This is a genomic window from Pseudomonas sp. TE3911, from assembly GCF_054062775.1.
In genome coordinates this window covers 4,150,490-4,167,292 of sequence record NZ_JBSSFP010000001.1, presented here as the reverse complement: position 1 = coordinate 4,167,292, position 16,803 = coordinate 4,150,490, and the positions used below count along the sequence as shown (strand labels likewise).

Below are 16,803 nucleotides of genomic sequence, written 5' to 3'. Positions count from 1 at the left end.
TACTCAAAGCCTTGTTTATTGTGACAACGGGCGAGACCTGCGGCGAAAGCCGCACGGGGCGACGAAATAGGGGAAGGCGCGATATTGACATTAAATGTCGCGTCTTACCAATAGGGCTACGTTTTTAGGGGTGTTCAAGAAGGGCGCGAGAGCGCTTTTGAAGACGATTTCCTGACGGCAGCGGGCCATTTGTACACTGGCGTCGCAACCTTTTGCAATGCGCGGGGGCGGGCTCGGATCAGGCTGCGTCGGTTTCCGGGGCTGTATACAGGGTTTTGTAACATTTGCTCATGCTTGGTCATGGCCTGGCCTAATGCTCGCCGATTCACAGGACGAACGATACTGGCGTCTGTCATGGTCGCGGCCCATAGTCAGACCAAAGCCCCTATAAAGAGACTGGCCATGACCAAGACTCTCCATCACCGTGCGTGCCATCTATGTGAAGCCATCTGTGGCTTGACCCTGGAAACTACCCAAGCCGAAGACGGCAGCCTGGCGATTACCTCGATCAAGGGCGACGCGTTGGACACCTTCAGCCGTGGTCATATCTGCCCAAAGGCGGTGGCGTTGCAGGATATCCAGAATGACCCGGACCGCCTCCACCAGCCGATGTTGCGAACGGGCAGCGAATGGCGAGCGATCCCGTGGGACGAAGCGTTTTCCTTGGTCGCCGAGCGGCTGTCGGGTATCCAGGCCCGGCACGGGCAGAATGCGGTGGCGGTGTATCAGGGCAACCCCAGCGTGCACAACTATGGGCTGATGACTCACAGCAACTACTTCCTCGGCCTGCTCAAGACGCGCAATCGGTATTCCGCGACCTCTGTGGATCAGTTGCCTCATCACCTCACCAGCCACTTGATGTACGGCCATGGTCTGCTGCTGCCGATCCCGGACATCGATCACACCGACTTTATGCTGATCCTGGGTGGCAACCCGCTGGCTTCCAACGGCAGCATTATGACCGTGCCAGATGTGGAGAAGCGCCTTAAGGCCATTCAGTCCCGGGGCGGCAAAGTGGTGGTGGTAGACCCTCGGCGCAGTGAAACGGCGGCGATTGCTGATCAACACCTATTCGTGCGGCCGGGTGGGGATGCGGCGCTGTTGTTCGGTGTGCTCAACACCTTGTTTACCGAAAACCTGACACGCCCCAGTCATTTACCGGTAGACGGTCTTGAGGACGTTCGCCGTGCTATCGCAGGCTTTACTGCCGAGGCCATGAGCCGCCAGTGTGCGGTGCCTGCCGAACAGATCCGCCAATTAGCGCGGGACTTTGCCGCAGCGGACAAGGCCGTGTGTTATGGGCGTATGGGTGTGTCGACCCAGGCGTTTGGCACGCTCTGCCATTGGTTGGTGCAGTTGATCAACCTGGTTACCGGCAACCTGGACCGGGTTGGCGGCGCCTTGTGCACCACCCCCGCGGTGGACCTGGTAGCGTCGACCGGTGGCGGGCATTTCAACCGCTGGCAAAGTCGGGTTTCCGGGCGTCCGGAGTACGGCGGCGAGTTGCCGGTGTCGGCCCTGGCTGAAGAAATGCTTACTGACGGCGAAGGGCAGATTCGCGCATTGGTCACGGTAGCGGGCAATCCTGTGCTGTCGACCCCTAACGGTCGCCAGTTGGAGCAGGCGCTGGATGGGTTGGAGTTCATGGTCAGTATCGATCTTTACATCAACGAGACCACTCGGTACGCCGATCTGATTTTGCCGTCCACCTCGGCCCTGGAAAACGATCACTACGACACCACCTTCAACATGTTTGCGGTGCGTAACGTCACCCGTTTCAACCGCGCGATCTTGCCCAAGCCTGAAGGGGCCTTGCATGACTGGGAAATTTTCGTCGGTCTGGCCACCGCCTTTGCGGCGCAGACCGGTGTTGTGCTTAAACCGACGATGCCGCCGGCCAAGATGATCGACTTCGGACTGCGTGCCGGGGCGTATGGTGATGCGTCGAGTCATAAGCTGTCGGTTGCGATGCTGGCCGATCACCCCCATGGCGTGGATTTGGGGCCGTTGCAGCCCAATCTTTCTGCGCGCTTGAAAACGGCTGACGGCAAGGTTCAGGCCGCGCCTGCTGTGATTCTTGCCGACCTGGCGCGCTTCGCCGCGCAGCCGCTGCCCATGGCTGACGAACTGCTGCTGATCGGCCGTCGGCATGTGCGCAGCAATAATTCCTGGATGCATAATTATCATCGCTTGGTGAAGGGCAAGCCCCGACATCAATTGCTGATGCATCCCGATGACCTTGTCAGTCGGCAACTGAGTGATGGTCAGCGGGTTCGCGTGAGTTCGCGCATTGGCATGATCGAGGTAGAGGTGCTGGCCAGTCTGGAGATGATGCCCGGGGTCGTCAGCCTGCCCCATGGCTGGGGTCACGCTCGCCCGGGCGTCAAGATGACCATCGCCAGCGGGCAACCGGGGGCGAGCGCGAATGACTTGACCGACGAGCGGCAGTTGGATGAGCTATCGGGGAACGCTGCGCTCAATGGCGTTCCGGTCCAGGTAGCAGCGGCCTGAGCACCCGGCTGGAATTTTGCGTTACAATGCGCCACCGTGCCGACCTGTGAGTCGCAAAGTTCCAGCCGAGGTGTTCCATGGATATCATCGAAACGATCAAAGAGCAGATTGCCAATAACACCATTCTGCTTTACATGAAGGGCGCCCCTAACGCTCCTCAGTGCGGTTTCTCCGCGAAGGCTTCCCAGGCTGTTATGCAGTGTGGCGAGAAGTTCGCTTACGTGGATATCCTGCAAAACCCGGAAATCCGCGCCAACCTGCCGAAGTACGCCAACTGGCCGACTTTCCCACAGCTGTGGGTAGCCGGTGAGCTGGTTGGCGGTAGCGATATCATCACTGAAATGGCAGCTGATGGTTCGTTGCAGACGCTGATCAAAGACGCAGCGGCAAATGCGGCGGCCAAGACTGACGCTTGATTCGCCTGCAATAAAAAGCCCCGCTTCTCGTGAGAGAGCGGGGCTTTTTTGTGGGGTTTTACCGGCAAGCCAATAAGGCTTATTCGCCCATCTGCGATTGCAGGTAATTTTCCAGGGTGACCTTGTCGATCAGGCCCAATTGGGTTTCCAGCCAGTCGATGTGTTCTTCCTGATCTTCCAGGATATCTTCCAGCAATTCGCGGCTGCCGAAATCGCCTTGGGCTTCGCAGTGAGCGATTGCTGCCTTGAGGTCGCTGTGGCTCTTGCGTTCAAAGCCCAGGTCGCTGCCGATCATTTCCTGGGTGTGCTCGCCGATGTTCAGCTTGCCCAGGTCCTGGACGTTCGGTAGGCCTTCCAGGAACAGAATGCGCTTGATCAGCGCGTCTGCATCCTTCATGGCTTTTATGGATTCTTTGTATTCGCGCTTGCCAAGCTTTTCCAGGCCCCAATCGTCGTACATGCGTGCATGCAGAAAGTACTGATTGATCGCGACCAGTTCATTGGCAAGGATTTTGTTGAGTTGCTGGATGACTGAGATGTCGCCTTTCATGACTGGGGTCCTGCCCTGTAATAGCTGTGTATAGGGCGGAGTTTGAGCGGCGAAAACCTCAGTGTCAAACCTAAGTTATTGAATAATAAATGAAAATTAATCGGAATAAGAATGTTTGTGTTCCGCGTCTTGGGGCTAACTAATTGAATTACAGGCATAAAAAAACCGGACACTAAGTCCGGCTCTTTAAAACACGCTCATTTAAGCGTGTGTAAATTCTGCTGAGTAGGGCAGTGCTGCCTGGGCTGTCTGCAGCTGCGTCAGGGTTTCCCGTACCACTTGCTTGGCGAGGCAGGCACATTTGCCACATTGGCTGGCAACGCCGGTGGTTTCACGCACTTCCTTGTAGCTGCAGCAACCTTCATAGATTGCTTCGCGGATTTGTCCGTCGGTGACGCCAGTACAGAGGCACACATACATAGGGAGAACCGTCGCGGGGTTAAGGCTTAAGTGCGATGGATCTTAATGTTAACGAGAATGATTGTCAAAGTAGATTCGTAGGGTATTTGCCCGCACCGCCCTCACGCTGACGAACGGTTTTTTCAGTGTATGATGGTCGGTCTTTACGAAGCGTGACTGCGTCACAGGGCTGTCGCTTGAATGCGGCAGACTCAGGGCCGGTCCTTTTACTTCAATCGTCACCCTTACATCAGGAGATACCTAATGAGCGTACTCGTCGGCAAACAAGCCCCGGATTTCGACGTACCTGCCGTGCTCGGCAATGGCGAAATCGTTGACAGCTTCAAACTGTCTGAAGCCATTAAAGGCAAATACGGCCTGGTGTTCTTCTACCCGCTGGACTTCACTTTCGTCTGCCCTTCGGAGCTGATCGCTCTGGACCACCGCATGGACGATTTCAAGGCGCGTAACGTTGAAGTGGTCGCCGTTTCCATCGACTCCCATTTCACCCACAACGCCTGGCGCAACACTGCCATCAACGATGGCGGCATCGGCAAAGTCAAATACACCATGGCTGCCGACATGAAGCACGACATTGCCAAGGCTTACGACGTTGAGTCCGAAGGCGGCGTGGCTTTCCGTGGCGCGTTCCTGATCGATGACAAAGGCGTTGTCCGCTCGCAGATCATCAACGACCTGCCGCTGGGCCGTAACATGGAAGAGCTGATTCGCCTGGTCGACGCTCTGCAATTCCACGAAGAGCACGGCGAAGTGTGCCCTGCCAACTGGAAGAAGGGCGACAAAGGCATGAACGCTTCGCCAGAAGGCGTTGCGGCTTACCTGACCGAGAACGCTGGCAAGCTGTAAGCCAGAATCGAGGTACAAAAAAACCGGCCTGTGACAGGCCGGTTTTTTTATAGGCGGGATTTGAACTCAGTCGCCGAAGTCTTCCCAGCCGCCCATCTGCTTCCAGCGGTTGACGATGCCGCAGAACAGATCAGCTGTCTTTTCTGTGTCGTATCGGGCCGAGTGGGCTTCGCGACCGTCGAAATCGATACCGGCGGCCTGGCAGGCTTTGGCCAATACGGTCTGACCGTAGGCGAGGCCGGCAAGGGTTGCGGTGTCGAAGCTGGAGAACGGGTGAAACGGGTTGCGCTTCATGTCCAACCGCGCCACGGCTGCGTTCAGGAAACCCAGGTCGAAGCTGCTGTTATGCCCGACCAGGATCGCGCGTTTGCAGCCATTGGCCTTCAACGCCTTGCGCACTCCACGGAAGATATCGGTCAGCGCTGCTTCTTCACTCACCGCCATGCGCAGTGGGTGATCAAGCTTGATCCCTGTGAACTCCAGGGCTGCCGCTTCAATGTTGGCACCTTCAAACGGCTCGACGCGGAAGAAGTGGGTGTGTTCTGGATACACAAAGCCCTGTTCGTCCATGCCGATGGTCGTCGCGGCAATTTCCAGCAGCGCGTCGGTGGCGCAATTGAAACCGCCGGTTTCTACGTCGATAACGACAGGCAGATAGCCACGGAAACGTTCGGCCATCGGGTGGCGCGAACCGCCACCGCCGTGTTCCTGGTCGTCATCGTAATGGTCTTCACTCACTTGCTTTCCTCCAGCAGGCGCCAGCGCAGTGTTTCACCGGCGCGCAGCGGGATAACGGTCAGCTCGCCAAATGGCAGGCTGGCAGGGGCGGTCCAGTCTTCACGGACCAGGGTAATGCGGTCGGTATTCGCCGGCAGGCCATAGAAACGTGGGCCGTTGAGGCTGGCGAAACCCTCGAGTTTGTCCAAGGCGTTGCGTTGTTCGAACGCTTCTGCGTACAGCTCGATGGCGGCATAAGCGGTGTAGCAACCGGCACAGCCGCACGCGGCTTCCTTGGCGTGCTGGGCGTGAGGCGCGGAGTCGGTGCCGAGGAAAAACTTCGGATTACCGCTGGTCGCGGCATCCAGCAAGGCCACCTGGTGGGTATTGCGCTTGAGGATTGGCAGGCAATAGAAGTGCGGCCGAATCCCGCCCACCAGCATGTGGTTGCGGTTGTACAGCAGGTGATGGGCGGTGATGGTTGCGCCTACGTTGGCCGAGGCCTCGGTGACGAACTGCACGGCATCGGCCGTGGTGATGTGCTCGAACACCACCTTGAGGGTCGGGAATAGCTCGACCACGCGGCGCATGTGCTCGTCGATGAAGATCTTCTCGCGATCGAACACGTCCACGTCGCCACGGGTAACTTCACCGTGGATCAGCAGCGGCATGCCCACTTCGGCCATGGCTTCGATAGCGGGCAGGATCTTGTCGATACTGGTCACGCCGGAGTCGGAGTTGGTGGTCGCGCCAGCCGGGTACAGCTTGGCGGCGTGCACATAACCGCTGGCTTTGGCCTCGCGAATTTCTTCGGGCTGGGTGCGGTCGGTGAGGTAGAGCACCATCAACGGTTCGAAGCGGCTGCCGGCCGGTCGTGCAGCGAGGATACGCTGGCGATAGGCATCGGCTTCAGCGGCGTTACGCACCGGTGGTACCAGGTTAGGCATGATGATGGCGCGGCCAAACGTACGCGCTACATCGGCCACGGTTTGGGGCAACGCAGCACCATCGCGAAGATGAATATGCCAGTCGTCGGGACGCAGCAGGGTCAGGCGGTCGGACATTGGGGATTCCAGGCGGGTCAATCTGGTGGGAATGCTACCGGAAAAGACTCTTGCAGGCACTCGCTATCAAGTTTTGCAGGATGCATCCGATAGCCTTTCGTATGCCTTATCGATGTATGACGCTTTGAAGTGTTGTAGAAACCAGTGGAGCCTCCCGTGCGCCAGCATTATCTAGCCCTGCTCAGTGTGTTCGCCAGCCTGCCTGCGATGGCCCTCACGTTCCAGACACGTCTGGAGAATATTGAGTGGAAAGTAGAGGGCGACAAGTTCGAGTGCCGCCTAACCCAACCGATCACCGATTTCGGTTCGGGTGAGTTCGTGCGCCGGGCGGGTGAGCAGGCGACGTTCCGTCTGAAAGCCTATAACGGCTCGCTGGGCGCAGGATCGGCCACCTTGTTGGCTGCCGCTGCCCCTTGGCAGCCCGGTCGGGGTGACATCAACCTCGGTGCCGTACGTGCTGGCAGCGGTGATGTGCTGTTCAACAGCTCTCAAGCCCAGGCTGGGCGTCTGTTCAACGGTTTGCTCGATGGCCGCTCGCCCACCGTGCGGCACTATGGGCGTGAGGGCGGCTACTCAGAAATTCGCCTGCTGCCGGTGAAATTCAACAAGGCCTACAGCGACTATCAGCTGTGCACGGCCAAGTTGTTGCCGATGAATTACGATCAGGTCAAGCAGACTGAAGTCGGCTTCCCTGGGGGGGGCATTGAGCTCGACGCCGCGGCCAAGCAGAAGCTGGCAGTGATTCTCGAATTCATGAAAGCGGATCCTACCGTCAACCATGTCGAATTGAATGGCCATTCGGACAACAGTGGCAATCGCCTGAGCAATCGCGATGTTTCACGCCGCCGCGCGCTGGCGGTGATGGACTACTTCAAGGCCAATGGTATCCAGGAGTCCCAGATTACCCTGCGTTTCCATGGCGAAAGTTACCCCTTGGCGCCCAATACCAATGCCGCCAACCGGGCCCGCAACCGCCGTGTGAATATTCAGCTCGAACGTGTGGCTGTCCCCGAGAAACCGGCGCCCCAGGCGGCGGGGCCGAGCAACCCTGCACACACCTCCTGACGTGCGACCATCGGTCGCTCGCTCGACATAATCTGTCGCTTTATCTTCATTTGCTGTCGCGCCCCTGTAAATCCACGGTTTTGATCGGTAGAATCGACGCCTTTCCGTACAACCCCGTGGAGTGATGGCATGGCCGACGTAAACAAGGTCGTTCTCGCGTATTCCGGCGGCCTGGACACTTCGGTGATCCTCAAGTGGCTGCAGGATACTTATAACTGTGAAGTGGTGACCTTCACCGCTGACCTGGGTCAGGGCGAAGAGGTCGAACCTGCACGTGCCAAGGCGCAAGCCATGGGCGTGAAAGAGATCTACATTGACGACCTGCGCGAAGAATTCGTCCGCGATTTCGTCTTCCCGATGTTTCGCGCCAACACCGTCTATGAAGGCGAGTACCTGCTGGGTACCTCCATCGCACGTCCGCTGATCGCCAAGCGCCTGATCGAAATCGCCAACGAAACCGGCGCTGACGCCATTTCCCATGGCGCTACCGGCAAGGGCAACGACCAGGTACGTTTCGAGCTGGGTGCCTACGCGCTCAAGCCCGGCGTGAAAGTGATTGCCCCTTGGCGCGAATGGGACCTGCTGTCCCGTGAAAAGCTGATGGATTACGCTGAAAAGCATGCAATCCCGATCGAGCGTCATGGCAAGAAGAAATCCCCGTACTCGATGGACGCCAACCTGCTGCACATCTCTTATGAAGGTGGCGTGCTGGAAGACACCTGGACCGAGCACGAAGAAGACATGTGGAAATGGACCGTCTCCCCGGAGAACGCTCCAGACAAGCCGCAGTACCTGGAGCTCACCTACCGCAACGGCGACATCGTCGCACTGGACGGTGTCGAAATGACCCCGGCCACTGTGCTGGCGACCCTGAACCGTATCGGTGGCGAACACGGTATCGGCCGTCTCGACATCGTAGAGAACCGCTATGTGGGCATGAAGTCCCGTGGCTGCTACGAAACCCCAGGCGGCACCATCATGCTGCGCGCTCACCGCGCCATCGAGTCCATTACCCTGGACCGCGAAGTGGCTCACCTCAAAGACGAGCTGATGCCCAAGTACGCCAGCCTGATCTACACCGGCTACTGGTGGAGCCCAGAGCGTCTGATGCTGCAACAGATGATCGACGCCTCCCAGGCTCACGTGAACGGCGTTGTGCGCCTGAAACTGTACAAGGGTAATGTGATCGTTACCGGTCGCAAGTCTGATGATTCGTTGTTCGACGCCAACATCGCCACCTTCGAAGAAGATGGCGGCGCTTACAACCAGGCTGACGCAGCAGGCTTTATCAAGTTGAACGCATTGCGCATGCGCATTGCCGCTAATAAAGGCCGCTCGTTATTCTGAGTGTTTAGCTTGTTTTGAAGAATGGCCCCTTGTTCAAGGGGCCATTTTTTTTGCCTGAGTATTCTAAATAGATCGGTATTGTTTAACGTTGTTTAATCAGTTTTCAAACTTATTCGAATAATGTGTTTTTTCTCGATTGCTGTGTGCTGTCTGCGATTTTTTGTAGGGAGGAATGAATTTTTTACATCTGCATAGGAACTAGTCTTACAGATAATTCACTCATGTGGGTGCGGGAGAACATGTGAGAGACCTAAGACTCTGTAGTAAATAGGGATGTAAAAAAATATGTTAAATGGAACTGAAACTACCGACTTTTCTCCACCAGCTCCAGTATCCGTAGTCGAAAGACAAGGGGCATTTCCTGATAGTTGTGTGGGGCTCGTTCACGTTCTGCCCTTGGTAACCTGGAAATTTTACTCAAAATGTGTGATGGGACGGAAAGGTCTGAAAGGCTCCATAAAACCGGAAACATTCGAATCGGTGTTTTTTTGTAGGGCGTTTCCTTTATCGCTGTGGGTTGGGTCTCTGCTTGCTGTTGCTCGGGGGGGGACGCTATGCCAACTATGAAACGACTAGGCTATTGTGCTTGCTCTAAATAATTCGAACAGCGAAATTGGACTTTCTCATGAATAAAGTGCTGATCGTGGATGATCATCCCGTCATTCGTCTTGCTGTGCGTATGCTAATGGAGCGTCATGGTTATGAGGTCGTTGCCGAGACCAATAACGGTGTCGATGCGTTGCAACTTGCGCGGGAGCATATGCCGGACATTGTCATATTGGATATTGGGATTCCCAAACTCGATGGCCTGGAAGTTATTTGCCGGTTGTCGTCTGCCAAACAACCTATACCCTTCAAGGTGCTAGTGCTCACATCCCAGGCCCCAGGTCACTTTTCCATGCGTTGTATGCAGGCGGGCGCTGCGGGTTATGTGTGCAAACAGCAGGACCTGACCGAATTGCTGAGTGCGATCAAAGCGGTTTTGTCGGGTTACAGCTACTTTCCAAACCAGGCACTCAACTCGGTACGCTCCACCATGGGCAACGCCAGTGAGGCTGATATGGTCGAGCGGTTGTCAGGCCGGGAAATGATGGTCTTGCAGCAACTGGCTCGGGGTCGGACGAACAAGGAAATCGCCGACGGTATGTTCCTCAGCAACAAGACAGTCAGCACCTACAAGACTCGCTTGTTGCTTAAGCTCAATGCTCGTTCCCTAGTGGATTTGATCGAACTGGCCCAGCGCAACGGCTTGGTATAGAAGACTTGCAGGCTGCACCTAGCCCAGCATAGTCCGCAGAAAAAAGCCTCCGTAAGGGAGGCTTCCGGCCCTCGACCGCTGGCTTAGAGATCGAAGTCGTAGTCGGCCAGTTGTTTTTGCAAGCGTCGTTCTTCCAGAAGATTGTCGATAGTACGGCGTTTGCTCAGATTGGTCTTGGCGACCTCTATCACGGGAGCCTCTGCACCATCATCATCCGACTCAACGAGGTCGTCTTCCACATCCAACTGTTCTTTGTCAGTGCTCATAACGTTAACTCCGGAGTAAGACTGCCGTTGGCGCTCCTTATAACGATAATCCATGAACGGGTAAAAAAGATTTTTTCAATCGACTGATCGAGAAAACTAATGCCCCCTCAATCGTCCGACGTTTTGTCCTTGTATTCGCACAGGTCTTCGATGCGGCAGCTGCCGCAGCGTGGCTTGCGTGCCTGGCAAACGTAGCGCCCGTGCAGGATCAGCCAATGGTGGGAGTCGAGCAAGTAGGGCTTTGGCACGAACTTCATCAACTGCTTTTCTACCTCAACCACGTTCTTGCCACGTGCAATGCCCGTTCGGTTGCTGACCCGGAAGATATGAGTGTCCACGGCCATGGTCAGTTGCCGGAATGCAGTGTTGAGCACGACGTTGGCGGTTTTGCGGCCCACACCCGGCAAGGCTTCCAATGCTTCACGGGTTTGCGGCACTTCGCTTCCATGCAGCTCTACCAGCAGGCGGCAGGTCTCAATGACGTTTTTGGCCTTACTGTTGTAGAGGCCAATGGTCTTGATGTATTCCGACAACCCATCCACGCCTAACGCATAAATCGCCTCTGGCGTGTTTGCCACGGGATACAGCTTGGCCGTGGCCTTGTTGACGCCAACGTCCGTGGATTGGGCCGACAGGATCACCGCAATCAGCAACTCGAACGGCGAGGAGTATGCCAGTTCGGTCTTGGGTTCCGGATTGTCTTCGTGAAGTCTGCGGAAAATTTCCAGGCGTTTTGCGGCGTTCATGAGGCAGAAGATTCCTTGTTGGCGAGCAACGTGGTTTCGAATAGTGGGCCCAAGCCTGGAACCCTGCTACCAGTCACCGCGAAGTCTGAATTCCGAGCGCCCATCGATAGCGTGAGTACAACCATACTTGGCGGCGTGCCCAGCCACACGTCAAGCACCATGGGCATCTACCTGACGCTGGGCTTCATCGAGCTTGTTTTGCGCATCGGCCAATTGTTGTGCATCGGCCTGTTGATCCTGGGCTTTCTTCAATTCGGCGCGGCGCATCGCCAGTTGGATTTTGGCGCGCTTGAGGCCAGCGGTGTTGCTCACAGGCGCTGCGGGAATGTTGGCGGGTTCAAGTTTGGCCAGTGCCTGCTCAGCTGCCTCAAACTGTTGTTGTAGGACGATCAACTGGGATTGCTGGTCAAACGTCGGCGGATGCCCGAAGGCTTTCAATGATTTATGCAACTGAGCGCGGCTCATCGCGACATTGACTTTGGCTTTTTTCACCGCCGCGTCCTGTGCGGCCTGTGCTCCATCCAGCGGCACAGGCGTCACCTGCGCTGGACGTTTGGCCCGCGCCAGACGTTCTGCGAGCTTGTGGTCCTCTTCCCGTTGCAGGCGCGCGTTACGTTGCTCGAAGCGCCAACGTGCGCGATTGCGCTTGATATCACGTTCATGCCGCTCTTCGTCGTTGGCCGCCAAGCCACCTACGATAGGCAGTACGGTGATCGGAGGACGCATCTCGATGCAGTCTACCGGGCAGGGCGCGACGCAGAGGTCACAGCCCGTGCACTCGTCGATAATCACTGTGTGCATAAACTTGGCAGCGCCGACGATGGCATCCACCGGGCAGGCCTGGATGCACTTGGTGCACCCGATGCACTCGGCCTCGCGGATATACGCAACCTGCGCAGGTGCCTCGCCACGGGTGGTGTCCAGTTCCAGCAGCGGCAGGCTCAGCAACTGCGCCAGGCCCGCAATCGTTTCATACCCACCCGGCGGGCACTTATTGATGGCCTCGCCCTGGGCGATGCCCTCGGCGTAAGGCTTGCACCCTGGGTGTCCGCACTTGCCGCATTGGGTCTGCGGCAGCAGTGCGTCGATACGTTGAATCAGGCTCATGTTTTGATCATTGCATTGAAGCCCCGGAATGCCAGCGCCATCAGCTCGACCGGTAGGCCGCGAAAAGGTAGGAAAATGTCATTGCCCGCGATCTGCTGGCGTAAGTCGCTGAACAGTCTCAGCAACGGCCAAAAACCGAGACCGGTGTCCAGGCTCATCGCGAACATGTGAGGTAGGACCTTTGCGTGTGAGTCCACAGCAATACCAGGCCCAACACGCCCGCGTCATCCAGCCATAAGCTATCTATAGCCCTGTCGCCGAGACGACAGGGCTGTATTGCAGCGTTACTTGATGCGCTGACCCGGCTTGGCGCCGCTATCAGGGCTCAGCAGGTAGATCTCTTCACCCCCAGGGCCGGCCGCCATCACCATGCCTTCGGAGATACCGAACTTCATTTTTCGAGGCTTGAGGTTGGCGATCATCATGGTCAGGCGACCATCGAGCTTGGACGGATCCGGATAAGCGCTTTTGATCCCGGAAAACACATTGCGTTGCTCGTCACCGATATCCAGCGTCAGGCGCAGCAGTTTGTCGGCACCTTCTACGGCTTCCGCCTTGATGATAAGCGCAACACGGAGGTCAACGGCGGCAAAGGCGTCAAACTCGATTTCCGGAGAAAGTGGGTCTTTGGCCAATTCACCATTGCCTGTTGGTGCAGTCGAACCGGTGTCGGTCTGGCTAGCAACGAGGTCTTCTTTCGAAGCGTCGGTCATGGCTTGGACTTTCACGGGATCGATGCGGGTCATCAGCGGCTTGAACTCGTTCAACTGGTGGTTGCTGAGCAAGGTGGTGTGGTCGTTCCAGGTCAGTGGCGCAACATTGAGGAACGCCTCCGCGTCGGCTGCCAGCAACGGCAGAACCGGTTTGAGGAAGATCACCAACTGGCGGAACAGATTGACACCTGTGGCGCAGATCGCCTGCACTTCCGCCTGCTTGCCTTCCTGCTTGTTCAACGACCACGGGGCCTTATCGGCGATCCAGGCGTTGGCGCGGTCGGCCAGGCCCATGATCTCGCGCATCGCGCGGGCAAAGTCGCGGGCTTCATAGGCGTCGGCGATGCTTGGCGCGGCGGCCCGGAACGCATCGGTCAGTTCCGGTGCGGCATTTTCTGCCACCAGTAAGCCGGCGTTGCCCTTGTGGATAAATCCGGCGCAACGGCTGGCGATGTTCACGACTTTGCCCACAAGGTCCGAGTTGACCTTCTGTACGAAGTCTTCCAGGTTCAGGTCGAGGTCGTCGACGCCACGGCCCAATTTGGATGCGTAGTAGTAGCGCAGGTATTCCGGGGACAGGTGGTCCAGGTAGGTGCGCGCCTTGATGAATGTGCCACGGGACTTGGACATCTTCTGCCCGTTGACCGTCAGGTAGCCGTGCACGGCAATGCCAGTAGGCTTGCGGTAGCCCGAACCTTCGAGCATCGCTGGCCAGAACAGTGCGTGGAAATTGACGATGTCCTTGCCGATGAAGTGGTACAGCTCGGCGGTGGAGTCCTTGCCCCAGAACGCGTCGAAGTCCAGCTCCGGCGTACGGTCGCAGAGGTTCTTGAAACTGGCCATGTAGCCGATCGGTGCGTCCAGCCAGACATAGAAGTACTTGCCTGGCTCGTCTGGGATCTCGAAGCCGAAGTACGGCGCGTCGCGCGAGATGTCCCACTGTTGCAGGCCCGCATCCAGCCATTCGGCGATCTTGTTGGCCACGGCATCCTGAAGGGTGCCGCTGCGGGTCCAGGTTTGCAGCATCTGCTGGAAATCCGGGAGCTTGAAGAAGAAGTGTTGGGAATCCTTGAGCACCGGTGTGGCGCCGGAGATGGCCGACTTCGGATCCTTCAGATCGGTGGGCGCATAGGTCGCACCGCATTTTTCGCAGTTGTCGCCGTACTGGTCTTCGGTGCCGCATTTCGGGCAGGTGCCCTTGATGAAGCGATCGGCCAGGAACATTTTCTTTTCCGGGTCGAAATACTGTGTGATCGAACGCTGGGCAATGTGCCCGGCGTCGCGCAGCCGCAGGTAGATCTGGTTCGACAGTTCGCGGTTTTCTTCAGCGTGAGTCGAGTGGAAGTTATCGAAATCCACCAGGAACTCGGCAAAGTCGGCGCTGTGTTCAGCCTGCACATTGGCGATCAGTTGTTCCGGGGTGATGCCTTCCTTTTCGGCGCGCAGCATGATGGCCGAACCGTGGGCGTCGTCCGCGCAGACATAAATGCATTGGTTGCCGCGATGCTTCTGGAAGCGCACCCACATATCGGTCTGGATGTACTCAAGCATATGGCCAAGATGGATAGAACCATTGGCATAGGGCAGGGCGCTGGTGACGAGGATCTTGCGTGGCTCGGACATGGGGCTCGGCTACTTGATGAAACGGAGGTCGGCCACTATAAAGCGCCAGGAAATTTATTTCACCCCGTGGCGCTGTTTCAGCATCTTCCCCATCTTCGAAAGCATGCCGTTAAGCGGCCGGAACGGTTAGGATAGCCGCCTGTTTCAGTCAGTCTTTTTTCGGGAGTAGCCCATGAGCGCCGTGAATCGCGCAGCGGTGGAAGCCGTTCTTCGCCAGTACACCGACCCCTATTTGAATCAGGACCCGGTCAGTGCCGGTTGTGTGCGCGCCATTGAGGTCCAGGGCGATCAGGTGTCGGTCCACCTGGAGCTGGGCTATGCCGCCGGTCTGTTCAAGAGTGGCTGGGCGCAGATGCTGCAAATCGCCATTGAAGGTCTGGATGGTGTGGCATCTGCCAAGGTCGACATCCAGTGCGTAATCGCGCCGCACAAGGCTCAGGCGCAGATCCCGGGCCTGGCTAACGTCAAGAATGTAATTGCCGTGGCGTCCGGCAAGGGCGGCGTGGGGAAATCCACCACGGCTGCCAACCTTGCCCTGGCGCTGGCACGTGAAGGCGCTCGAGTGGGCATTCTAGACGCTGATATCTATGGTCCAAGCCAAGGCGTGATGTTCGGAATTGCAGAAGGCACGCGGCCGAAGGTCAAGGATCAGAAGTGGTTCGTGCCTATCGAATCTCTTGGCGTGGAAGTCATGTCCATGGCGTTCCTGACCGATGACAACACGCCGATGGTATGGCGTGGCCCGATGGTCTCCGGCGCCTTACTGCAATTGGTTACGCAGACCGCCTGGGGCGATTTGGATTACCTGGTCATCGACATGCCGCCAGGCACCGGCGATATCCAACTGACCCTCGCGCAGAAAGTCCCTGTGGCCGGCTCGGTGATCGTGACCACGCCCCAGGACTTGGCGCTGCTCGATGCCAAAAAAGGTGTGGAGATGTTCCGTAAGGTCAACATCCCGGTGCTGGGTGTCGTGGAGAACATGGCCGTGCACATTTGCTCCAACTGCGGCCACGCTGAGCATCTGTTTGGTGAAGGCGGCGGTGAAAAGCTGGCGACCCAGTACGGGGTTGAATTGCTGGCTTCGTTGCCGTTGTCGATGGCGATTCGAGAACAGGCCGACGGCGGTAAACCTACTGTTGCGGCCGAGCCTGATGGTCAGATCGCCATGGTGTATCAGGAGCTGGCCCGTAACGTGGGGGCGCGGATCGTACTGCAGGAAGCATCAGCACCGGCAATGCCGACGATTACGGTGAGCGAAGACTGAAAAGGTTGCAGCGAAAAAAGCCTCGCGTTGTCGGGGCTTTTTCTTGCCCGCAAAACCGCCCACGAATATTAGTTGCGCATTTACGCAATCAGGCGTGTAAGCAATCGCCTACTTTTGCGTAAGTGTTTGGGTTTTTTACCTGGCGTGTGCGGCTAAAATCGATGAAGGCATTTTCTATCTATATGAAATATAAAGATTATTTATCTTCGCCAGAGAGCGATTACGTGTCGGTCGGCGATTTGGATCCCATTGAACTTCCCTTGGAACTCTCTAACATCAGTCCTGTGTCCACGGATTGACACAGCCATTAAGGAACGATGGCTCAGGGAACATCGCAGGATGCGATTCATCAGGATGATGAAAAGGAATAAAGGGACTAGGGAAAAAATGTGGGCGGGTCATACCGCCCCTTTTTTTTGCCTGCAAAAAAGTAAATGCCTGCTCCAGAATGCAAAAAAGCCCCGGAAAGGGGCTTTTTCAGTTGGGCGGCGGCGCTATTAGCGCTCCAGGTGTTTGATCTTACCTTTTTTACCATCCCAATCTGCTGCGTCAGGCAGCGAGTCTTTCTTCTCAGTGATGTTCGGCCAGATCTCCGCCAGCTCGACGTTCAACTGAATAAATTCCTGCATATCCGCCGGGACTTCATCCTCGGAGAAGATAGCGACGGCCGGGCATTCTGGTTCACACAGGGCGCAATCAATGCACTCATCCGGGTGGATGACCAGGAAATTCGGGCCTTCGTAGAAGCAGTCCACCGGACACACTTCGACGCAGTCGGTGTACTTGCACTTGATGCAGTTGTCGGTAACGACGAAGGTCATTTCTAATTTTCTCCTCAGGCGGCGGCAGCGAAACCCTGTGTGGCAGGGCTCGCGAGGTTCGGGAGC

Annotated in this window: 17 protein-coding genes; 7 read left to right on the top strand and 10 right to left on the bottom strand. The window is 56.9% G+C overall.

Features of this window, described 5'->3' with window-relative positions; genetic code table 11:
- Positions 1-402 precede the first annotated feature (402 nt).
- Together ACVWXD_RS18935 and grxD are read left to right on the top strand one after the other, a co-directional pair.
- Positions 403-2,511: a molybdopterin oxidoreductase family protein gene (locus ACVWXD_RS18935; protein WP_457371246.1), complete on the top strand. Its 2,109-nt coding sequence runs from the start codon at positions 403-405 to the stop codon at positions 2,509-2,511.
- A 77-nt stretch (positions 2,512-2,588) separates the two neighbouring features.
- Entirely contained in the window at positions 2,589-2,927 is a 339-nt protein-coding gene (grxD, locus tag ACVWXD_RS18930) for a Grx4 family monothiol glutaredoxin (RefSeq protein WP_032891789.1), read from the top strand.
- A 79-nt stretch (positions 2,928-3,006) separates the two neighbouring features.
- On the opposite strand, the gene bfr is transcribed toward grxD, so the two are convergent.
- A complete protein-coding gene (gene bfr / locus ACVWXD_RS18925; protein ID WP_017526353.1) occupies positions 3,007-3,477 on the bottom strand; it encodes a bacterioferritin in 471 nt (156 codons plus the stop codon).
- A gap of 201 nt (positions 3,478-3,678) precedes the next feature.
- Positions 3,679-3,897: a bacterioferritin-associated ferredoxin gene (locus ACVWXD_RS18920; protein WP_010564137.1), complete on the bottom strand. Its 219-nt coding sequence runs from the start codon at positions 3,895-3,897 to the stop codon at positions 3,679-3,681.
- A 243-nt stretch (positions 3,898-4,140) separates the two neighbouring features.
- On the opposite strand from ACVWXD_RS18920, the gene ACVWXD_RS18915 reads away from it, so the two are divergent.
- Positions 4,141-4,743 (top strand): peroxiredoxin, encoded by a 603-nt coding sequence (locus ACVWXD_RS18915; RefSeq protein WP_003172097.1) that lies wholly within the window; start codon positions 4,141-4,143, stop codon positions 4,741-4,743.
- 66 nt (positions 4,744-4,809) lie between these two features.
- Here ACVWXD_RS18915 and rnt read toward each other — a convergent pair whose 3' ends face one another.
- Together rnt and pyrC are read right to left on the bottom strand one after the other, a co-directional pair.
- Complete coding sequence (rnt, locus tag ACVWXD_RS18910; RefSeq protein ID WP_032891788.1) at positions 4,810-5,481, bottom strand: ribonuclease T; 672 nt, start codon at positions 5,479-5,481, stop codon at positions 4,810-4,812.
- Positions 5,478-6,524 carry a dihydroorotase gene (gene pyrC, locus ACVWXD_RS18905; protein ID WP_032891786.1) on the bottom strand — a complete coding sequence of 349 codons (1,047 nt, stop codon included), beginning with the start codon at positions 6,522-6,524 and terminating at the stop codon, positions 5,478-5,480. The genes rnt and pyrC overlap by 4 nt, the downstream gene beginning before the upstream one ends.
- Before the next feature lie 156 nt (positions 6,525-6,680).
- Here pyrC and ACVWXD_RS18900 point away from each other — a divergent pair, with 156 nt between their 5' ends.
- The 3 genes from ACVWXD_RS18900 (at position 6,681) to ACVWXD_RS18890 (ending at position 10,194) form a co-directional block, all read left to right on the top strand.
- Positions 6,681-7,589: a flagellar protein MotY gene (locus tag ACVWXD_RS18900; protein WP_032891785.1), complete on the top strand. Its 909-nt coding sequence runs from the start codon at positions 6,681-6,683 to the stop codon at positions 7,587-7,589.
- A 129-nt stretch (positions 7,590-7,718) separates the two neighbouring features.
- Entirely contained in the window at positions 7,719-8,936 is a 1,218-nt protein-coding gene (locus ACVWXD_RS18895; RefSeq protein ID WP_012722490.1) for an argininosuccinate synthase, read from the top strand.
- 625 nt (positions 8,937-9,561) lie between these two features.
- On the top strand, positions 9,562-10,194 hold the full coding sequence (locus ACVWXD_RS18890) for a response regulator transcription factor (RefSeq protein WP_032891784.1): 633 nt from the start codon (positions 9,562-9,564) through the stop codon (positions 10,192-10,194).
- Positions 10,195-10,277: 83 nt separating this feature from the next.
- Here ACVWXD_RS18890 and ACVWXD_RS18885 read toward each other — a convergent pair whose 3' ends face one another.
- From ACVWXD_RS18885 to metG, 5 genes are all read right to left on the bottom strand, one after another.
- Positions 10,278-10,460: a PA3496 family putative envelope integrity protein gene (locus ACVWXD_RS18885; RefSeq protein ID WP_032891782.1), complete on the bottom strand. Its 183-nt coding sequence runs from the start codon at positions 10,458-10,460 to the stop codon at positions 10,278-10,280.
- A 107-nt stretch (positions 10,461-10,567) separates the two neighbouring features.
- On the bottom strand, positions 10,568-11,206 hold the full coding sequence (gene nth, locus ACVWXD_RS18880; protein WP_032891781.1) for an endonuclease III: 639 nt from the start codon (positions 11,204-11,206) through the stop codon (positions 10,568-10,570).
- A gap of 150 nt (positions 11,207-11,356) precedes the next feature.
- Positions 11,357-12,313, bottom strand: a complete 957-nt coding sequence (rsxB, locus tag ACVWXD_RS18875) for an electron transport complex subunit RsxB (protein ID WP_099601219.1) — start codon at positions 12,311-12,313, stop codon at positions 11,357-11,359.
- Entirely contained in the window at positions 12,310-12,480 is a 171-nt protein-coding gene (locus ACVWXD_RS18870) for a hypothetical protein (protein ID WP_177434246.1), read from the bottom strand. Before ACVWXD_RS18870 ends, rsxB begins: the two co-directional genes overlap by 4 nt.
- A gap of 117 nt (positions 12,481-12,597) precedes the next feature.
- Positions 12,598-14,649 (bottom strand): methionine--tRNA ligase, encoded by a 2,052-nt coding sequence (gene metG, locus ACVWXD_RS18865; protein WP_122680286.1) that lies wholly within the window; start codon positions 14,647-14,649, stop codon positions 12,598-12,600.
- Positions 14,650-14,821: 172 nt separating this feature from the next.
- On the opposite strand from metG, the gene apbC reads away from it, so the two are divergent.
- The gene (gene apbC, locus ACVWXD_RS18860) at positions 14,822-15,916 is read left to right on the top strand and encodes an iron-sulfur cluster carrier protein ApbC (protein ID WP_401381919.1); all 1,095 of its coding nucleotides are present in this window, start codon (positions 14,822-14,824) and stop codon (positions 15,914-15,916) included.
- Positions 15,917-16,413: 497 nt separating this feature from the next.
- On the opposite strand, the gene fdxA is transcribed toward apbC, so the two are convergent.
- The gene (fdxA, locus tag ACVWXD_RS18855) at positions 16,414-16,737 is read right to left on the bottom strand and encodes a ferredoxin FdxA (RefSeq protein WP_032891777.1); all 324 of its coding nucleotides are present in this window, start codon (positions 16,735-16,737) and stop codon (positions 16,414-16,416) included.
- Positions 16,738-16,803: the final 66 nt, after the last annotated feature.

Bases quoted from the DNA above. Each gene is read 5' to 3' on its own strand.
- ACVWXD_RS18935 (WP_457371246.1), top strand. From the start codon at position 403: ATGACCAAGACTCTCCATCACCGTGCGTGCCATCTATGTGAAGCCATC.
- grxD (WP_032891789.1), top strand. From the start codon at position 2,589: ATGGATATCATCGAAACGATCAAAGAGCAGATTGCCAATAACACCATT.
- bfr (WP_017526353.1), bottom strand. From the start codon at position 3,477: ATGAAAGGCGACATCTCAGTCATCCAGCAACTCAACAAAATCCTTGCC.
- ACVWXD_RS18920 (WP_010564137.1), bottom strand. From the start codon at position 3,897: ATGTATGTGTGCCTCTGTACTGGCGTCACCGACGGACAAATCCGCGAA.
- ACVWXD_RS18915 (WP_003172097.1), top strand. From the start codon at position 4,141: ATGAGCGTACTCGTCGGCAAACAAGCCCCGGATTTCGACGTACCTGCC.
- pyrC (WP_032891786.1), bottom strand. From the start codon at position 6,524: ATGTCCGACCGCCTGACCCTGCTGCGTCCCGACGACTGGCATATTCAT.
- ACVWXD_RS18895 (WP_012722490.1), top strand. From the start codon at position 7,719: ATGGCCGACGTAAACAAGGTCGTTCTCGCGTATTCCGGCGGCCTGGAC.
- ACVWXD_RS18890 (WP_032891784.1), top strand. From the start codon at position 9,562: ATGAATAAAGTGCTGATCGTGGATGATCATCCCGTCATTCGTCTTGCT.
- ACVWXD_RS18885 (WP_032891782.1), bottom strand. From the start codon at position 10,460: ATGAGCACTGACAAAGAACAGTTGGATGTGGAAGACGACCTCGTTGAG.
- nth (WP_032891781.1), bottom strand. From the start codon at position 11,206: ATGAACGCCGCAAAACGCCTGGAAATTTTCCGCAGACTTCACGAAGAC.
- rsxB (WP_099601219.1), bottom strand. From the start codon at position 12,313: ATGAGCCTGATTCAACGTATCGACGCACTGCTGCCGCAGACCCAATGC.
- ACVWXD_RS18870 (WP_177434246.1), bottom strand. From the start codon at position 12,480: ATGTTCGCGATGAGCCTGGACACCGGTCTCGGTTTTTGGCCGTTGCTG.
- metG (WP_122680286.1), bottom strand. From the start codon at position 14,649: ATGTCCGAGCCACGCAAGATCCTCGTCACCAGCGCCCTGCCCTATGCC.
- apbC (WP_401381919.1), top strand. From the start codon at position 14,822: ATGAGCGCCGTGAATCGCGCAGCGGTGGAAGCCGTTCTTCGCCAGTAC.
- fdxA (WP_032891777.1), bottom strand. From the start codon at position 16,737: ATGACCTTCGTCGTTACCGACAACTGCATCAAGTGCAAGTACACCGAC.